The sequence below is a fragment of the Corynebacterium canis genome, assembly GCF_030408595.1.
GTDB classification, from domain to species: domain Bacteria; phylum Actinomycetota; class Actinomycetes; order Mycobacteriales; family Mycobacteriaceae; genus Corynebacterium; species Corynebacterium canis.
On record NZ_CP047080.1, the window covers coordinates 2,211,357 to 2,226,899 of the forward strand.

The 15,543-nt window shown below is 61.2% G+C and carries 13 protein-coding genes and 1 other RNA gene; 6 read left to right on the forward strand and 8 right to left on the reverse strand.

Features of this window, described 5'->3' with window-relative positions:
- Positions 1 to 94 precede the first annotated feature (94 nt).
- Positions 95 to 3,199, reverse strand: coding sequence for a bifunctional [glutamine synthetase] adenylyltransferase/[glutamine synthetase]-adenylyl-L-tyrosine phosphorylase (locus CCANI_RS09790; protein WP_146323667.1), 3,105 nt, complete (start codon positions 3,197 to 3,199; stop codon positions 95 to 97).
- Positions 3,200 to 3,208: 9 nt separating this feature from the next.
- The gene (locus CCANI_RS09795; protein WP_146323666.1) at positions 3,209 to 4,546 is read right to left on the reverse strand and encodes a glutamine synthetase family protein; all 1,338 of its coding nucleotides are present in this window, start codon (positions 4,544 to 4,546) and stop codon (positions 3,209 to 3,211) included.
- Positions 4,547 to 5,668: 1,122 nt separating this feature from the next.
- On the opposite strand from CCANI_RS09795, the gene CCANI_RS09800 reads away from it, so the two are divergent.
- On the forward strand, positions 5,669 to 7,267 hold the full coding sequence (locus CCANI_RS09800; protein ID WP_146323665.1) for a CYTH and CHAD domain-containing protein: 1,599 nt from the start codon (positions 5,669 to 5,671) through the stop codon (positions 7,265 to 7,267).
- On the opposite strand, the gene CCANI_RS09805 is transcribed toward CCANI_RS09800, so the two are convergent.
- Positions 7,264 to 7,476, reverse strand: coding sequence for a hypothetical protein (locus CCANI_RS09805; protein ID WP_146323664.1), 213 nt, complete (start codon positions 7,474 to 7,476; stop codon positions 7,264 to 7,266). The two genes, CCANI_RS09800 and CCANI_RS09805, sit on opposite strands and share 4 nt — an antisense overlap.
- A gap of 128 nt (positions 7,477 to 7,604) precedes the next feature.
- On the opposite strand from CCANI_RS09805, the gene CCANI_RS09810 reads away from it, so the two are divergent.
- Entirely contained in the window at positions 7,605 to 8,828 is a 1,224-nt protein-coding gene (locus CCANI_RS09810; RefSeq protein WP_146323663.1) for a galactokinase family protein, read from the forward strand.
- Here CCANI_RS09810 and rnpB read toward each other — a convergent pair.
- From rnpB to cobC, 5 genes are all read right to left on the reverse strand, one after another.
- Positions 8,822 to 9,210, reverse strand: an RNA gene (gene rnpB, locus CCANI_RS09815) — RNase P RNA component class A. The two genes, CCANI_RS09810 and rnpB, sit on opposite strands and share 7 nt — an antisense overlap.
- Positions 9,211 to 9,223: 13 nt before the next feature.
- Positions 9,224 to 10,303, reverse strand: a complete 1,080-nt coding sequence (locus tag CCANI_RS09820) for a bifunctional RNase H/acid phosphatase (RefSeq protein ID WP_146323662.1) — start codon at positions 10,301 to 10,303, stop codon at positions 9,224 to 9,226.
- 7 nt (positions 10,304 to 10,310) lie between these two features.
- Positions 10,311 to 11,000: a zinc ribbon domain-containing protein gene (locus tag CCANI_RS09825; RefSeq protein WP_146323661.1), complete on the reverse strand. Its 690-nt coding sequence runs from the start codon at positions 10,998 to 11,000 to the stop codon at positions 10,311 to 10,313.
- Between the two features lie 10 nt (positions 11,001 to 11,010).
- Positions 11,011 to 12,135, reverse strand: a complete 1,125-nt coding sequence (locus CCANI_RS09830; RefSeq protein WP_146323660.1) for a Nif3-like dinuclear metal center hexameric protein — start codon at positions 12,133 to 12,135, stop codon at positions 11,011 to 11,013.
- Positions 12,129 to 13,172 (reverse strand): Rv2231c family histidinol phosphate aminotransferase CobC, encoded by a 1,044-nt coding sequence (gene cobC, locus CCANI_RS09835; RefSeq protein WP_246118167.1) that lies wholly within the window; start codon positions 13,170 to 13,172, stop codon positions 12,129 to 12,131. The genes CCANI_RS09830 and cobC overlap by 7 nt, the downstream gene beginning before the upstream one ends.
- Positions 13,173 to 13,230: 58 nt before the next feature.
- Between cobC and CCANI_RS09840 the strand changes: the two genes are divergently transcribed.
- The 4 genes from CCANI_RS09840 to CCANI_RS09855 all read left to right on the forward strand — a co-directional run bounded on the left by CCANI_RS09840 (position 13,231) and on the right by CCANI_RS09855 (position 15,541).
- Complete coding sequence (locus CCANI_RS09840; protein ID WP_146323659.1) at positions 13,231 to 13,749, forward strand: low molecular weight protein-tyrosine-phosphatase; 519 nt, start codon at positions 13,231 to 13,233, stop codon at positions 13,747 to 13,749.
- 1 nt (position 13,750) lies between these two features.
- Positions 13,751 to 14,599 carry an SURF1 family cytochrome oxidase biogenesis protein gene (locus CCANI_RS09845; protein ID WP_146323658.1) on the forward strand — a complete coding sequence of 283 codons (849 nt, stop codon included), beginning with the start codon at positions 13,751 to 13,753 and terminating at the stop codon, positions 14,597 to 14,599.
- A gap of 22 nt (positions 14,600 to 14,621) precedes the next feature.
- Positions 14,622 to 15,128 carry an SURF1 family protein gene (locus CCANI_RS09850; RefSeq protein WP_186750105.1) on the forward strand — a complete coding sequence of 169 codons (507 nt, stop codon included), beginning with the start codon at positions 14,622 to 14,624 and terminating at the stop codon, positions 15,126 to 15,128.
- A 101-nt stretch (positions 15,129 to 15,229) separates the two neighbouring features.
- Positions 15,230 to 15,541 carry a nucleotide pyrophosphohydrolase gene (locus CCANI_RS09855; RefSeq protein ID WP_146323656.1) on the forward strand — a complete coding sequence of 104 codons (312 nt, stop codon included), beginning with the start codon at positions 15,230 to 15,232 and terminating at the stop codon, positions 15,539 to 15,541.
- The last annotated feature ends 2 nt before the right edge of the window (positions 15,542 to 15,543 follow it).

The window sequence follows — 15,543 nt, forward strand, 5'->3', positions numbered from 1 at the left end:
ATTTAACTAAGGGTAGCCACACCTCAACATCAACCATTTGGTTGAAAAATCCGCATCGTAGGGTCCGAAAAAATGACCGACCCGGACCTCCTTCCTATGGCTCGAAAGTCGTCTCACCCCAAAACACTTCATCTACAACTTGCCGGGCCCGGCGCGTCAACCGAAGGTAGTTTTCCAGGAATTGCTGGTACTCCGTCGGGTCCCAGCCCGCCGCGCCAGCCACCTGCGCCAGCTGCGGGCCGGGCGGCGGCAACTGATCCGTACGCTTGCCCCGCACCAGCACAAGCGCATTTCTTGCCTGGGTAGCCGCCAGCCACGCGGCGCGCAACGTCTCCGCCTGGCGCTTCGGCAACAGCCCTTCCTGTTCGATCACATCCAGGCATTCCAGGGTGGAAGTATTGTGCAAACCGGGCACCTCGTGGGCGTGCAGCATGATAAGAAGCTGCACGGTCCACTCGATATCGGTCAGCGCGCCGCGACCCAGTTTCGTATGCGTGTTCCTGTCGGCGCCGCGGGGCAGCCGCTCGTTATCCACGCGCGCCTTCATCCGGCGCACCTCACGCACGGTCTCGGCGGACACACCGCCAGCCGGGTAGCGCAAAGGATCAATACGGTGCAAAAACTCCCGCCCGACCTCCCTGTCTCCCGCCACCACGGAGGCGCGCAACAACGCCTGAATCTCCCACGTTTCGCCCCAGCGTTCGTAATACTTTTCGTAGGAGTCCAAGGTGCGCACGATCGGACCCGAGCGGCCTTCTGGGCGCAGCCCAAGATCCACCTCCAGCGGCGGATCATCGCTGGGTTTGGCCAACCGGCGGCGCATCCGATCGCACACGCCGACGGCCCAGCGCACGGCGTTATTATCGGACACGTTTTCGGCAGGTTCGCAGACGAACATAACATCGGCATCGGAGCCGTAACCCAGTTCCGCGCCGCCCAAACGACCCATCCCGATCACCGCGATCCGGGCCGGTGGCTGCTCCCCTTCCGGCACGCTGCCGCGGATCTCGGCGGCCAGGGCAGCGTCCAGCACCGCATCCCACACCAGCGACAGGCTGCGGCAAACCTCCTGCACATCCATCATATCCAGCAGGTCAGCGGCCGCCACGCGCGCCAACTCCGCGCGCCGCAAGGAACGCGCCGCCCGGATCGCCTTTTCCGGATCCGCGTACCGGCTCGACGCCGCAAGCAACGAACGCGACACCGTATCCGGGGAGGCGGCGAGGAGCTTCGGGCCGGTAGCGCCGTCGCCGAGGAGTTTGACCGAATCCGGTGTCGCCAGAATCAGGTCCGAAACATAGGGCGAATTGCCCAAGATCCGCATGAGCCGTTGGCCCACCACTCCCTCATCGCGCAGCATGCGGAGGAACCACTGGCGGTCCTCCGCGGCGTCGGAAAGCCTGCGGTAGTTGAGCAAGCCCATGTCCGGGTCGGCGGTTTGGGAAAGCCATTCCATGAGCGTCGGCAGCAGCATCGCCTGTATTTTCGCCTTGCGGCTGCGGCCGGAAGCCAATGCAACCAGGTGCTCGTAGGCGCGCTCTGGGAAGGTGTAACGCAGCGCCGCCAATTGCAGCTTCGCGGATTCTGCGGACAGGCGAAGCGTTTCCACCGGCAGGCTGGCCACCGAGTTCAACAGCGGGCGATAGAACAGTTTTGCGTGCATCGAGGAGATCTGCAACGCCACCTTGCGGAAGCGTTCCCCCAGCTCCTCGGCGGCCGTGCCCTGATTGCCCTGGGCCACAATCCCCGCCGCGCGCGCCAACCAACGCAGCTGTTTCACATCTTTATCCGCCGGCATCGTGTGCGTGCGGCGCAGGCGTTGCAGCTGCAGGCGATGCTCCAGCAGGCGCAGAAACTCATAGGCGGAAATCAAGGCGTGCGCGTCCTCCCGCCCCACATAACCGCCCTTCATCAGGGCCGTTAGCGCATCCACCGTGCCGAGGCGGCGCAGGCTTTCATCCACCCGGCCGTGCACCATTTGCAGCAGCTGCACCGCGAATTCCACATCCCGCAGGCCGCCCTTGCCGAGCTTGAGTTCGCGCTCGCGGAGCTCCGCGGGGACGTTGTTGATCACGCGGCGTCGCATAGCCTGCACGTCATCGACAAAACTTTCGCGTTGGCTGGCGTTCCACACGAGCGGGGCGAGCGCCGTCACGTATTGATTCCCCAATTCCACCGCCCCCGTCATGGGCCGCGCCTTGAGCAGCGCCTGGAATTCCCACGTGTGCGCCCAGCGCTTATAATACGCGACGTGGCTTTCCAACGTACGTACTAATGCGCCCTGTTTTCCCTCGGGGCGCAGCGCGGCATCCACCTCAAAGAAACAACGGCAACCCAAACGAATGAACTCTCCCGCTAGCCGGGTGGTGCGGGCATCGGCGGGTTCCGCCACAAAAATGACGTCTACATCCGAAATATAGTTCAATTCGCGGGCGCCGCACTTACCCATCGCGAGCACAGCCAGGCGTGCAGAAACAGGTTTTTCACCGTACACACAGGCCACAGCCACCGCCAACGCTGCGGTAAGGGCGGCGTCGGCAAGATCGGACAGCGCCCCAGAAACCACGGTGAATGGAACATGTGGTTGACCCGGTCTGCGAGGCGATTCAGGGTAAGTTCCGGCGAGGTCGTGCGCGGCGATACGCATCAGCAATGTTCGGTACGTACGTTCTAATCGCTGTTCCGCTTCCGTGCCGACCACGCAGGCTTTGTACGTCCCGGGCGTGCTCAGATCCGCCGACGCAGTGTCCGCGTCCGGGTCCGCGACCGCGACGTTTTCATCGTCCATATGTACTAACTCGGCGGGGACGGCGGCGACGCACTCCAGCATCTGTTGCATCATCTCCGTCGCCGTTGGCAGCCCCAGCGACAGCTGCCGCCACAGCTGCGGGTTCGCCACCAGGTGGTCGCCGAGGCTTGTCGACGCCCCGAGCAACGCCACCAAACGCACCCGCAGCGGCACCTCCTCCCGCAGCGCCCGATCCAGTTCGGCGCGCTCATCCCCCAGTGCCTGCATCAAACGTACGAGCGTATTCAGCGCTAGGTCCGGATCGGCGGCCCCGGTCAGGCTCCACAACAGCTCCACCGAATCCGGATTCATCCACCCCAGCCACTCCAAATCCGCCTGGGCGTGCGGCCCCTCCAAACTCAGCCCACCCGGGGTAGGGACCAAACGACGGGTGGAACGGGGGGTGGCCATAATGCTCCTCTAGTAGTCCAGGTTGGTGCGCAGCTCCCACGACGTAATCTGCGCCTGGTAGTCCTGCCACTCACGCCACTTATTGCGCAAGAAGTACTCAAAAACGTGCTCGCCGAGTGCCTCCGCGACCAGCTCCGATTGCTCCATCAGGCGCAGTGCCTGGTCCAAGCTGCCCGGCAAATCCTGGTACCCCAATGCGCGACGCTCGCGGCGCGTTAACTTAGAAATATCATCTTCCGCGGGATCCGGCAGCTCGTACCCCTCCCGGATACCCTTCAGCCCCGCGGCCACTAGGACGGCGTACGCGAGGTAGGGGTTGCACGCCGAGTCCGGGCTGCGCACCTCGACGCGGCGTGACGACACCTTGCCCAAGCGATAGGTTGGCACACGCACCATGGCCGAACTATTGGAAACACCCCAGGTCGCGGCGGTAGGCGCTTCATTGCCGAACATCAAACGCTTATACGAATTCGCCCATTGGTTGGTCACGGCTGTGAACTCCGGCGCGTGGTGCAAAATCCCCGCGATAAACTGCCGCGCCGTGCTAGACAGCGAAAACTCATCGTCCGGATCGTGGAAGGCGTTAGTGTCCCCTTCGAACAGGGACAGGTGGGTATGCATCGCGCTGCCCGCGTACTCCGCAAAGGGCTTTGGCATAAAGGTGGATCGAACACCGTTGCGCAAGGCGGTTTTCTTGATTATGTAGCGGAAAGTCATAATATTGTCCGCCATGGTGAGGACGTCCGCGTAGCGCAGGTCAATCTCTTGCTGGCCGGGGGCGGTCTCATGATGCGAAAACTCGACCGAAATACCCATGGATTCCAGCGCATTCATCGCATCGAACCGAAAATGCGGCGCCTTATCCGTGACCGCCTGATCAAAGTAGCCACCATTATCGGTGGGCGTCGGCGGACGCCCGTCCGTGTTTAACGACTCCACCAGGAAAAACTCAATCTCCGGGTGCGCGAAGCACGTAAACCCATCGTTCGCCGCCTCCTTGAGTTGCCTGCGCAACACCTGGCGCGGATCCGCGTAGGACGGCTGCCCATCCGGCATGGTGATATCACAGAACATCCTTGCGATATCGGTGGTGTCCTGCCGCTCGAAGGGCATCAGCTGGAACGTAGACGGATCTGGGCGGGCGATCGTATCCGCCTCCGACACCCGCGAAAACCCCTCGATGGCCGAACCGTCGAAACCAATGCCCTCTTCGAAAGCACTTTCAAGCTCGGCGGGGACCACGGCTACCGACTTCAAATACCCGAGGATGTCCGTAAACCACAGGCGCACAAACCGAATATCCCGCTCTTCAATGGTGCGGAGCACAAACTCCTGTTGGCTATTCATTCTTCTCAATCTAATGGACTCGCCCCTTGGTGCGGGGCAGAATCCCCGCCGCAGCCTTGGTGCGAGGCAGAATCCCCGCCACCAATCTTCACGCCAGATGCCCAACCAAGCTGGGACGAGCCGATGACTGGGCTAGGAAATGGGCTGCTGAGAAATGGGTTGTGCGCTGCGCATGAAGTTTTTTACACACGAATCGCGGATCTAGTGTAATTTTCATCATTCTGGGCGTCCTGGGCGGCTCGGCGCGATACTTTTTACACAGATTTCGGGATTTTGATGTAAAAAATATCGGTAGACACCGTTCAACTCCCGGCGCGGCAATAGCTTGCACACAACTAATAGGGCCGGCTTTTCGTCACAGTGACGTAATTCCATCATGCTTTGCATAAGGCGAGCAGATCAAGGCTCGCAGAGAGCATATAACAAGAGGGCGCAATCCGGTAGCAAACTACATTTCGGCGGACACAATCCGGTCAAGCCCCGAACGTCCACACTCGGGCTGATACGGTTATGGATACATATACGTCATTGTCGGCGGCCCGCCTATCGGTCGCCAGAGATCCTCAAGCTCCGCCCCTTTCCCGAAGCATAGCTGGGCCGTGGCAAACCATCGCAGGATTGACCCGCAAACAGGCGTCGGCAAGGCTCGGACCGATGGGTTGTGCGCTGCACATGAAGTTTTTTACACACGAATCCCAGATCCTGTGTAATTTTCATCATTCCGGGCGGCCTGGGCGGCTCGGAGCGATATTTTTTACACAGATTTCGGGATTTTGATGTAAAAAATATCGGTAGACACCGTTCAACTCTAGGCGCGAGAATAGGTTGTGGGCAGCTTACCACGTCAGAATGAGCCACGAAAAGCAATTCGGCCATAGTCCGACAAGGGTAGCGAGTTTCAAAGGCTTAGCAGGGCTGCTATGACTTTTGGGGATCGCAACGACTGCGCAGAATTCACAGGCCCAAAGTTTTGAGGTGTTCAGCCACTCCGAGGTCAGCGCTACGGGGGTGACGGCACGGGTCGGGAGCTGGGGATGGAGGGCCTTGCGCTTGCGACAAAACGGGGGGATTGCTCGCCATCACTCGCCGTCAATGGTGCGATTTTGCTGGTACAACTGGGGTATGAGTACCCGTCAATTCCTCGAGGTAGAAGCAAAGTTTTCGGTTGATGAAAGCGCCACCACCCCGGTGCTGACCGAGATTGAACATGTGGCTGAAGTTCATGGGGAAACGCATGAACTATCGGCGGTATATTACGATTCTCCAGATTTGCGGCTGACAAGGTCGAAGATTACGTTGCGCAGACGTACCGGCGGCAAGGATTCTGGCTGGCATATAAAGTTGCCGGCCAGCCACGGACGGGTGGAGTTACATGCGGATCTCACCGAACCGGAGTACGGAGAATACACCGTGCCGTCCGAATTGCTGTTCCCAGTGCGGGCGATCGTCAGAGATATCCCCTTAGAGCCAATTGCGCAGGTAGATAACGTTCGCCACGAATTTGCTTTGATGGATATCGAAGGCAAACTAGTCGGCGAATTCTGCGATGATCATGTGACGTCCTGGTCGCTGCTGCCCAATGGCAAGCGCCAAACCTGGCGCGAATGGGAGTTCGAACTCGGCGAAGAGTATTTGGCGGACGTAGAAAACACGATGGCCTCGGCGACGCAGCTGCTGGAGGCCGCGGGAGCCACGGCGTCGAAAAGCCCTTCGAAGCTGGTGGCGGCGCTGGGCGATTCGGTAGACACCGCGCCGAAGCCGCCGAAGCCAGCAGAACTTGAGAAGAGCAATCCCGCCTACGCCGTCCTGAAGGCGCTGAAATCGAACAGGGATGCGCTTGTGGCGAACGATCCGAAGGTGCGACGGGACGAGTACGACTCCATTCACCAGATGCGCGTGGCCACCCGCGAACTCCGCAGCCATATGCAAACATTTGAAGGAATCCTGGTCGGCGACGGGTACCTTGAGCTGGAGAAAGAGCTCAAACACCTCGCCGGTGTGCTCGGTGTTGCGCGCGACGCGGAGGTGGTGGAAGAACGCTTCCATGACCTGCTGAAGACCGTGGATTCGGACATTATCGACGAGGTCACGCGCAAGCACCTCGAACAAGATATGGCCGTGGAGTACCGGAATGCACATTCGGAAGTGCTGGAGCTGCTGGAATCGCAACGCTATTTTGATCTGCTCAATGCGCTCGATGAATTGCTCGCAAACCCGCAGGTAGCGGAGGCTGCCGAGGAAGAAGGTGAGGAGGAAACCCCCGAAGAGATCCTTGTGACGCACCTCGATGAGGCGTACACACGTTTGGTTAAGCGGCACCAAAAGGCGGTGACGCGCTGGGAGGACAAGGAACGGTCGCTGCGAGAGCGCGAAGGCTACTTCCACGACATGCGGAAATCGGCAAAGAAGCTCCGCTATTCCGCCGATGCGGCCCGCGCCACTGGGCTAAAAACCAAAAAGCTGTACGAAGCATGCAAACGCATGCAAACCGTGCTGGGAGACTTCCAGGATTCGGTGACCTCGCGCGATGTATTGCTGCGCAAGGCCGAAGAGTCCCGCGCGGCGGGCGAAGATACGTTCGCTTACGGCGTGCTGTTCCAGGTGGAACGCGAACGCGGCCTTGAGTCATTGAAGGACTACGCCGAGAGTTTCGAGAAAATCGAAAAGGCGTATGAATCAATGAAAAAGGCCGCGCGCAAGAAGGCTGCGAAAAAGGACTAGCGCTCCCAGGCGGGTTCCACGCCCCAGTCGTCGTCTTCCTCATCGTAGGCGTCAGCTGCGGCGGTGCGCTCTGCCGCGAGCTTCATGGCATCGCGCGCCTCCGCTTCGGTGGCGTAGGGGCCCATGCGATCCTCCCACGCCTGATTTTTCCCCTGGGAAACCGAACCTGTGGTCGGATCGTAGAACCATTGGTCGTCTGCGTTGGTCACGGTGTCACTCTCCTTAAATCGGCGATCTTCCTCCCCAACCTACCTCGTGTGCGGCGAACCATGCTGCGCTTTCCGGACTAAAGTGGGGGCAAAGCATGCCGCCCCTTGTGTGAGGAGACCCCGCCCCGATGCCGCTTTGGAACGCCCCCGACGAGGATATTCGCGACCGCGCCGCGCAGTTACATCATCGAACATATGGCATAGAACCACAAATGCTCACCACTTCACCGGGCACGTTTCCGCTAGTGGGCGAACACACTGACTATATTGGCGGCATCGTGGCGGTGGCGATGACGCACTTGGGCGTCGCGGTCGCCGCCTCCCCCCGCACGGATTCCAAGCTCAACGTGCGGCTTTCCCAACCGGGCAGTCGTGACGCCACACTCGAGTCGAATATGGATGCGGTTACGCAGCGAAAGCCGGGCGGCGTGGAGACACGGCTCGGGGGCATTATATGGACGCTCATCAATCGCCAAATGCTGAGCCGAGACACACAGGGGTTCGACATCACGGTGGTCAGCACCATTCCCACCAATTGTGGGCTGGGCGAAGCGGAAGCGATGGCTACGGCATTCGCACTGGCGTTGCAGATTGCGGCTGATGTGGAGATCGATGCCCCATTGCGCGCGCGCCTCGCGGAGGTATGCACCCAGTCCGCAAGTACGTTCGCCGACACTCCAGAGTTGCGCGCAAGACACGTGGCGGCGCTGCGGGGGCACACGAATTCGGTGGCACTGGTGGATTACGCGGACGGTTCGGTCACCCAAGCGCCACACCCGCGCGGAATCGAACTGATCGTCGTAACAAAGCCGAAGCCTGCCGGGCCAAGCAAACTGGTGTCCGAGATTCTGCGCCGCCATAGCTTTCTAGACGACGCCGCGCGGGCCTACGGCGTGGACTCGCTGCGCGCCCTCCCCGATACCCAAGCACGAGTCACGGATTGGTTAGCGGCCGTGCACAAGGTCCACGGCACGGATAAGGTGCCTGGCCTGCAGGAAGCCAGCAATTGGTTGAAGTTCCTCACGGCGGAGACGCAACGCGCCGCGGAGGCTGCCGCGGCATTGCGATCCCGCCGCATGAATGCCGTGCTCGAGCTGGTGCGAACCTCTCAGTCGGAGCTAGAGAACACGTTCAATCTAGCCACGGACACCCATCGTGCATTGGTTTATTTGTGCGAAACCCGCGGGGCTATTGCGGCGCGCGGAACCGCGCCCGGTTTAGTCGACGCTGCCGTGGCGTATGTGGAACCCAAACACGCCGAAAACTTCGCCGCCGATCTGTCGGCGGACGGATTGCTAGTAGTCCCCCTGCGCGCGGGTGCCCCCACGGACGGGGAGCCGGTGGGCGAATGAGCCACCCTATAAGCCGGATTCTGTCATTGGGGTGAACATCCATCTGGACCCGCCATCGCTGGCGGGCCTCAAGCAGCGTACCTTCGGGCTCGGCGAGCAACCTATAACGCCCGAACAGACATACCAATGTACGTCCTCTTGCCTTGCTCCCAGTGGGGTTTACCTAGCCGCCCTAGTCACCTAGGGCGCTGGTGCGCTCTTACCGCACCGTTTCACCCTTACCCATCGCTGGGCGGTTTGTTTTCTGTGGCACTAATCCCGCAGGTCGCCCTGGGTTGCCGTTAGCAACCACTGTGCTCTGTGGAGTCCGGACTTTCCTCGACAGACATGTCAGCGCATTGCAATGCCGATACATTCGTGCCGCGTCCACCCGGATGGCTCATTCGCGCATACGATCATACCCCTTTCAGGTGAGAAGTATCATTCACCAAGCGCACACATGTGGGGCCGTCCGAGTAAAACTCCGCCACCGACAACGACGCTAAATCCAAATGCAGGCGGTGGAAAAACTCCGGCCCGGCATCGAACGCGCGTCGCAAAATAGACTTAATCGGCGTCACGTGCGACACCACAAGAATGTTCGAATCCCGGTAGGTATCACGCAGCTCGGCAAGGGTCGCGGACACTCGCCGGTACGCGTCATGCACCGATTCCCCGCCCGGCGGCGCCACCGTAATATCGCGCATCCACGCGGCGTGGGTCTCCGGATCGGCCTCGTGCGCCTGCTGGAAGGTCAACCCCTCCCAACGGCCAAAGTCCATTTCGATCAAACCTTCGTGTTCCACCACATCCAGCCCCAGCGCTTCGCCACAATGTTCGGCGGTACGCCGGGCCCGAGCCAAAGGCGAGCACACAATGTGATCGATGCCGCCACGGGCCCCCAACCGGGCCGCTGCGGCTGCGGCTTGCCGCTCGCCAAGGTCCGTGAGCTGGGGATTTCCCACGCCGGAGTATTGTTTTGCGGCGGATAGCGGGGTCTGACCGTGCCGCAGCAGAATCAACCGACTCGGCCGCGTTGTGGCGCCGTTCCAGCTGGCGGTTTCGTTTACGATAATGCCGGGTTCCGCGCCGTCGGCACCCGCGTCCATGGCGGTGTTTGCGAGCTCGTCTGCGCGCGAGTTTTCGGCACGCGGCACCCACGTGTAGGAAACGGATCGGAAGCCCGCGGCGAGGCGTTGTGCCTGCAAGGCCAGGGTTTTCATGTCTGGATGCTTGACCTTCCAGCGGCCGGACATCTGCTCGACCACCAGTTTGGAATCCATAAACACATCCACCTCCAGCGCGCCCAGCTCCTGGGCCGCCCGCAGACCGTTGATCAGCGAGTGGTACTCGGCCACATTGTTCGTAGTGGTACCCACAAATTCGGCGATCCGCCGCAACACGGTTGTGCGCGTCTCATCCAGGACTACCGTGCCCGAACCGGCGATGCCGGGGTTACCGCGAGAACCACCGTCGGCCTCTATGCAAACCTTCATCAGACTCCTATCGCACCAGGTAAACGCCACAATCCGGGCATTGCGGCAACTCGTCTTCGGGGGCATTACGAATCCGCGAAACCACGGCCGGCGGCAGAATTATGTGACAGCCACCACACGCACGCCCAGAGAACTTGGCGACGCCGATGCCGTCAACGTCGCACTGTTCCGCATACGCCTCGAGCACCGCGGCGTCGAGACGCAATTTGAGTTCGTCAATACGTGCGATTCGCTGGGAATCATCGGCGGGGACAACGGCGCGCTGAGCGGCCTCCAACTTCGCCCTCACAGCCTCCAAATCTGCGCAAAAACGATCGTGGCTTGCGCGGAGGGCATGGAGCTCGTCGTGCGTCTCCTTAAGCTCCCCGCGCAGGTCATCGAGGCGACGCACCGCCGCGGCAAGCTCATGACGCAAGTCCCGGCGCTTTTCGACGTCCGTGACCGCGCCCAGCGCTCCCTTTGCCGCGGACTCCCGACGCTGCAACTTCGACATATCAAGCTGGATTCGCCGCACCTCCGCCTCCATATCGGAAATAGAAAGTGTGATCGAGGCGTCTGCGGCCTGGATACGGGTCATTTCCGCCGTCAACTGATCCACCTCGCGCTGCTCCGCGCTCGCCGGAATTGCCGCCGGATTCACCACGGACAACGTAGCCAATTCCAGCAGGTCACGCTGCTTTTCAGGGGCAAGTTTCATAGGGGTTCCTTCACTTGATCGAGATGGTCCAAGGGTCCGTGCGCAGGTCAATCACTTTCGTGGTCAAGCCTAATTCACGTTCCACAACGCCGGCGGCCTGCGCGCACCACGGAAACTCGCTGGCCCAGTGCGCGGTATCCACCACCGCCGGACCGCCTGCGCGCAAATATTCGTCAACCGGGTGGTGCCGCAGATCTGAAGTCACAAATACGTCCACATCCAGCGCGCGCACCGCATCCAAGAAACTATCGCCGGAACCGGAGGAAACCGCCACCCGGCGCACGATCTTTTCCGGATCGCCCGCGGCCCGCACACCCCACTTGGTGCGCGGCAGACGCTCCGCCACCCGCTGCACGAAATCCTTGAGCGGCATCGGCTGATCCAACTCGCCAACGCGGCCAATACCGTAAGCCTGTTCGATGTCCACGGTATTTGCAAGCTGCACGATATCGAAAGCGGGTTCCTCGTAGGGGTGGGCCGCCCGCAGCGCCCGCTCCACCGCCCGGCGCGCCGGCGTGGGCGCCACAAACTCCACCCGAAGTTCAGAAACGTGTTCGAGCGCCCCGACCTGGCCGAGCGCTGGGTTCGCCCCGGCCACCGGCAGAAACTGCCCGGTGCCTTCGAACTGGAATGCGCATTCGCGATAATCCCCGAGCGCGCCCGCGCCCGCCGCGAACATGGCCTCCTTTACCTTTTCCGCGTCCGCGACGGGAACCATCACGCCCCACTTATCCAAGGTTTGAGGTTTCGGTTCGATCGGCCGACCCGCAGTCACGCCCAATAGCTCCGCGAGCCGATCGTTCACCCCCGGGCGCGCCGAATCCGCGTTCGTATGAGCGGCAAAAAGCGCCACCCCGCCACGCAAGAGCTCATGAATAACCTTGCCCTTTGGGGTGTCCGCAGCCACGGAGGTCACGCCGCGCAGCAGCAGCGGGTGATGCACCACCAGCAGCTGGGCACCCATGGCCACCGCCCGGCGCGCCACCTTGTGGGTGCAATCCACGGCGAAGGCCACCTTGGTCACCTCCGCATCCGGATCGCCGCAGATCAGACCTACCGCGTCCCACGGCTCCGCCAACTCCGGCGGGTACGCCGCCTGCAACACGTCCCGAACCTTGCCAACTGTGCTTACCACGCGATCTCCTTTCGATGTGCTTCCAGTGTGGCAACCGCCGCGGCATCGCGCACGGCGAGGCGCCAAAAAGTCTTATCCAAGCCGGGGAACGTATCGCAGCGGCGTACCGCCACCCCGCGCTCCGCTAACCGCACTCGTTGCACTTCCGGGTCCGGCCCCGGCGGCGGGTTCACCAGCAAAAACGGCGCTTGGCTAGGCCACACGTTCCAGCCATGTGAGGTAAGGTACGCGGCCATTTCGGTGCGTTGCGCCGCCATCTCTTCATACAGGGGCCCCACCTCCGCACCAACCGCATATTCGATGGCGAGGAGCTGCAGTGTGCCCAATGGCCAGTGCGGGCGTTCCCGCTCCAAGTGCGCAATAATCTCCGCATCCGCAATCATATACCCGCAGCGTAACCCGGCAAGGCCCCAAGTTTTGGTCAGGCTGCGTAATACGATGGCGCCGGAACCGATCACCGATTCGTCCGGGCTGAGGTCCATAAACGCCTCATCCACCACCAGATACTTAGTTCGATCCGCCAACCGCAGCAGGTCCGCCCGCGAATGCAGCACGCCGGTGGGGTTTGTAGGGTTGCCGATCACCACCATGTCGCCAAGCTCCCCCGGCCCCGCCTTCCCGATGTCGCCGAGCTCGCCCGACCCCGCCCCCGCCGCACTCCCGCTATTCAAACAAAAAGGCGGATCGAGGATCCACCGTTGGACGGGCACCCCGGCCGCTCGCAGTGCGTATTCCGGCTCCGTAAAACTCGGATGCACAACAGTAGCCAATCGGGGTTGCAGACGCGGCAACAACGCAAATCCCTCCGCCGCACCGCTCAATAACATCACCTGATCTGGTTGCACACAATGGTGCTCCGCCACCGCCTCCCGCGCCGCTTTTGCGTTCGGATACGCGCCCAGCGAATCAATACCGCGCACAAGTATCTCGCGCAACCACGCTGGCGGGCGGCTCAAACGCACATTCACTGCGAAATCCAAACTGGCGGCCGCGGCGGCTTCGTCGCCGTGAAAACGCAACGCATTGAAATCGATCACAAACAACGAGTCTATTATTCTGGCTAATGCCGCAACCCGTTCAGGAGTACCAAATACGATGAAATCCGCCGCCGAACGCGCCGAAACCACCGAACGTGCCTACGTTGTCTTTGTATGCACCGGCAATATTTGCCGTTCCCCCATGGCCGAATATTTGTTCAAACGAGCGATTCGCAATGCGGATCTCGCCGAGGAAGTTATGGTGCGTTCCTGTGGCCTCAGTGGCTGGCATGTAGGCCAAAGCGCCGACGTCCGCGCCATCGCTGAGCTGGCCAATGTGCGTCTCGACGCCCGCGCCCACCGCGCCGCCCAGCTCGGCGCCGAGCACCAATCGGCCGACCTATTCCTCGCACTCGATAAATCACATTTGCGAGGCCTCCGTGCCTGGGGTATCCCCCGCGGCCGCATCCGCCTGCTGCGTTCCTTCGACCCCGACTCCCCCAAGGGCGCCGAGGTGGAAGACCCCTATTATTGCGACGCCGAATCCTTCGCCCAAACCCGCCGGGAGATTGAGGCAGCGGTCCCCGGCCTCCTACACTGGGTACAAGAACTACTCGAATCCAAATCAGGACGCTAGGATGCCCCGAAAGCAATCACTGGTCAAGGTATTCCTCAAACCCGGCTGGGTAATCACCGCCCTCGCCGTCCTCGCCTTCGCCTATGTTGCCTTCACCGTTCTCGCCCCCTGGCAGCTGGGCAAAAACGAAGCCACCAATGCCAGGAATTCCGCGATCACCGCAGCCTTCGAGCACGAACCCGTGGATTACAGCCCCGGGCTCGAGGAGTGGCGGCGCGTGCGTATCACAGGCCATTACCTTCCGGACCAGGAGGTTGTTCTTCGCCTCCGCCCGGTGAATTCAAAGCCGGCATACCACGCCCTCACGCCTTTCCAACTGAATAGCGGCAAGACCGTGATCGTAAACCGGGGCTACCAGGACTCCGCCGAATTCACCCCCGCCCCCGCCGGCGAGGTCACCATCACTGCCCATGTGCGCCGCAGCGAAACGGGTGTGGACCCAAGCATTACCGCCTCCCTGCCGCCGCAGGTCAATGGCATCGACACCACGCAGCTCGCCCAAATCACCGGCCTCGACCTCGAAGAGGATTACCTCCAGCTCGTCGAGGACCAACCCGGCGTCATCCAGGCCCTGCCCCTACCCCAGTTGGAAACCGGCCCGTACCTTTCCTACGGCATCCAATGGATCGCCTTCGGGATCATGGCGCCCCTCGGCTTGGGCTACTTCATCTACGCCGAGATTCGGGAGCGACGCCGCGAGGAGGAGGAACGCGCGGAAGCCGCGACGTCGATAACCAAGGGCGAGGAGACTGCGACGCCGAGAAAGAAAACAAGGCAACACGCCCGCTACGGCGACGACCGCGTGGACCATTACCGTAAACTCGCAGAAAAGAACGAAGAGCGGTTCTAACACGAGCAGGGCGATACATACCGTGGAAAAGAAACTCGGAACATTCCTACTGGTCATCATCGCCGCAGCACTCCTCGGCACCATTGTATTCTTTTACGATAGGCAGCAAACCCAGGCCGTACTCAATCGCGCCCCCGTGCCCTACGCCCAGGACCTTGACGAATGGCAACGCGTCACCGTCACCGGCACGTATTCCCCGCTTGACGACGTCCTGATAGCCACCCGCCCCGGCTACCACGTGGTTACCCCCTTCCGCAGCGACGCCGGTCCCGTAATCTTGGTGAACCGCGGAACCCCCCAAAATGGCAGGGACTACGCCCCCGCACCCAGCGGGAAAGTCACCATCACCGGATACATCCGCCGCACCCAGCCCGGCATGAGCGCAGTCGCCGAAAAATACCCGCCGGAAACCGACCGTATAGACACCCAAGGCCTCGCCCTCGCGCTCAATCAAACCTTCGAGCTCGACTATCTACAACTCGCCGAAGGCCAACCCGGCGTCCTAGACCCAGCCCCCATGCCGGGATGAGCGCGGGATCGCTCACATCTGAACTAGGCCGCCCCTGGCTCGTTATTCCTTCGCCGACACTATCCATAACCTCGAAAAACCATGTTTCGTACAATGGAAGAATGTCTCAGGAATCCGTCATGTCCACGTTGCGCAAGTTCCGTGATGCCCGCAACTGGAAACAGTTCCACACTCCAGACGCCCTTGCCAAAAGCATTGCCATTGAAGCTGGGGAGTTGCTCGAGTGCTTTCAATGGCCTGGTCAGGATTTCTGCAACGATGAGGCGCTGCTAGAGCTGGCAGATATCCTCACGTACGCCTATTTCTTAGCCGATCGCCTCGGCGCAGATCCCGAGGACATCATATTAAGAAAACTCGAGCGCACTGCGAAGAAATACCCCGTCAAAGCCACTCCTCGTGAGGATAAGGAATAGCC

Bases quoted from the DNA above. Each gene is read 5' to 3' on its own strand.
- CCANI_RS09790 (WP_146323667.1), bottom strand. From the start codon at position 3,199: ATGGCCACCCCCCGTTCCACCCGTCGTTTGGTCCCTACCCCGGGTGGG.
- CCANI_RS09795 (WP_146323666.1), bottom strand. From the start codon at position 4,546: ATGAATAGCCAACAGGAGTTTGTGCTCCGCACCATTGAAGAGCGGGAT.
- CCANI_RS09800 (WP_146323665.1), top strand. From the start codon at position 5,669: ATGAGTACCCGTCAATTCCTCGAGGTAGAAGCAAAGTTTTCGGTTGAT.
- CCANI_RS09810 (WP_146323663.1), top strand. From the start codon at position 7,605: ATGCCGCTTTGGAACGCCCCCGACGAGGATATTCGCGACCGCGCCGCG.
- CCANI_RS09820 (WP_146323662.1), bottom strand. From the start codon at position 10,303: ATGAAGGTTTGCATAGAGGCCGACGGTGGTTCTCGCGGTAACCCCGGC.
- CCANI_RS09825 (WP_146323661.1), bottom strand. From the start codon at position 11,000: ATGAAACTTGCCCCTGAAAAGCAGCGTGACCTGCTGGAATTGGCTACG.
- CCANI_RS09840 (WP_146323659.1), top strand. From the start codon at position 13,231: ATGAAATCCGCCGCCGAACGCGCCGAAACCACCGAACGTGCCTACGTT.
- CCANI_RS09845 (WP_146323658.1), top strand. From the start codon at position 13,751: ATGCCCCGAAAGCAATCACTGGTCAAGGTATTCCTCAAACCCGGCTGG.
- CCANI_RS09855 (WP_146323656.1), top strand. From the start codon at position 15,230: ATGTCTCAGGAATCCGTCATGTCCACGTTGCGCAAGTTCCGTGATGCC.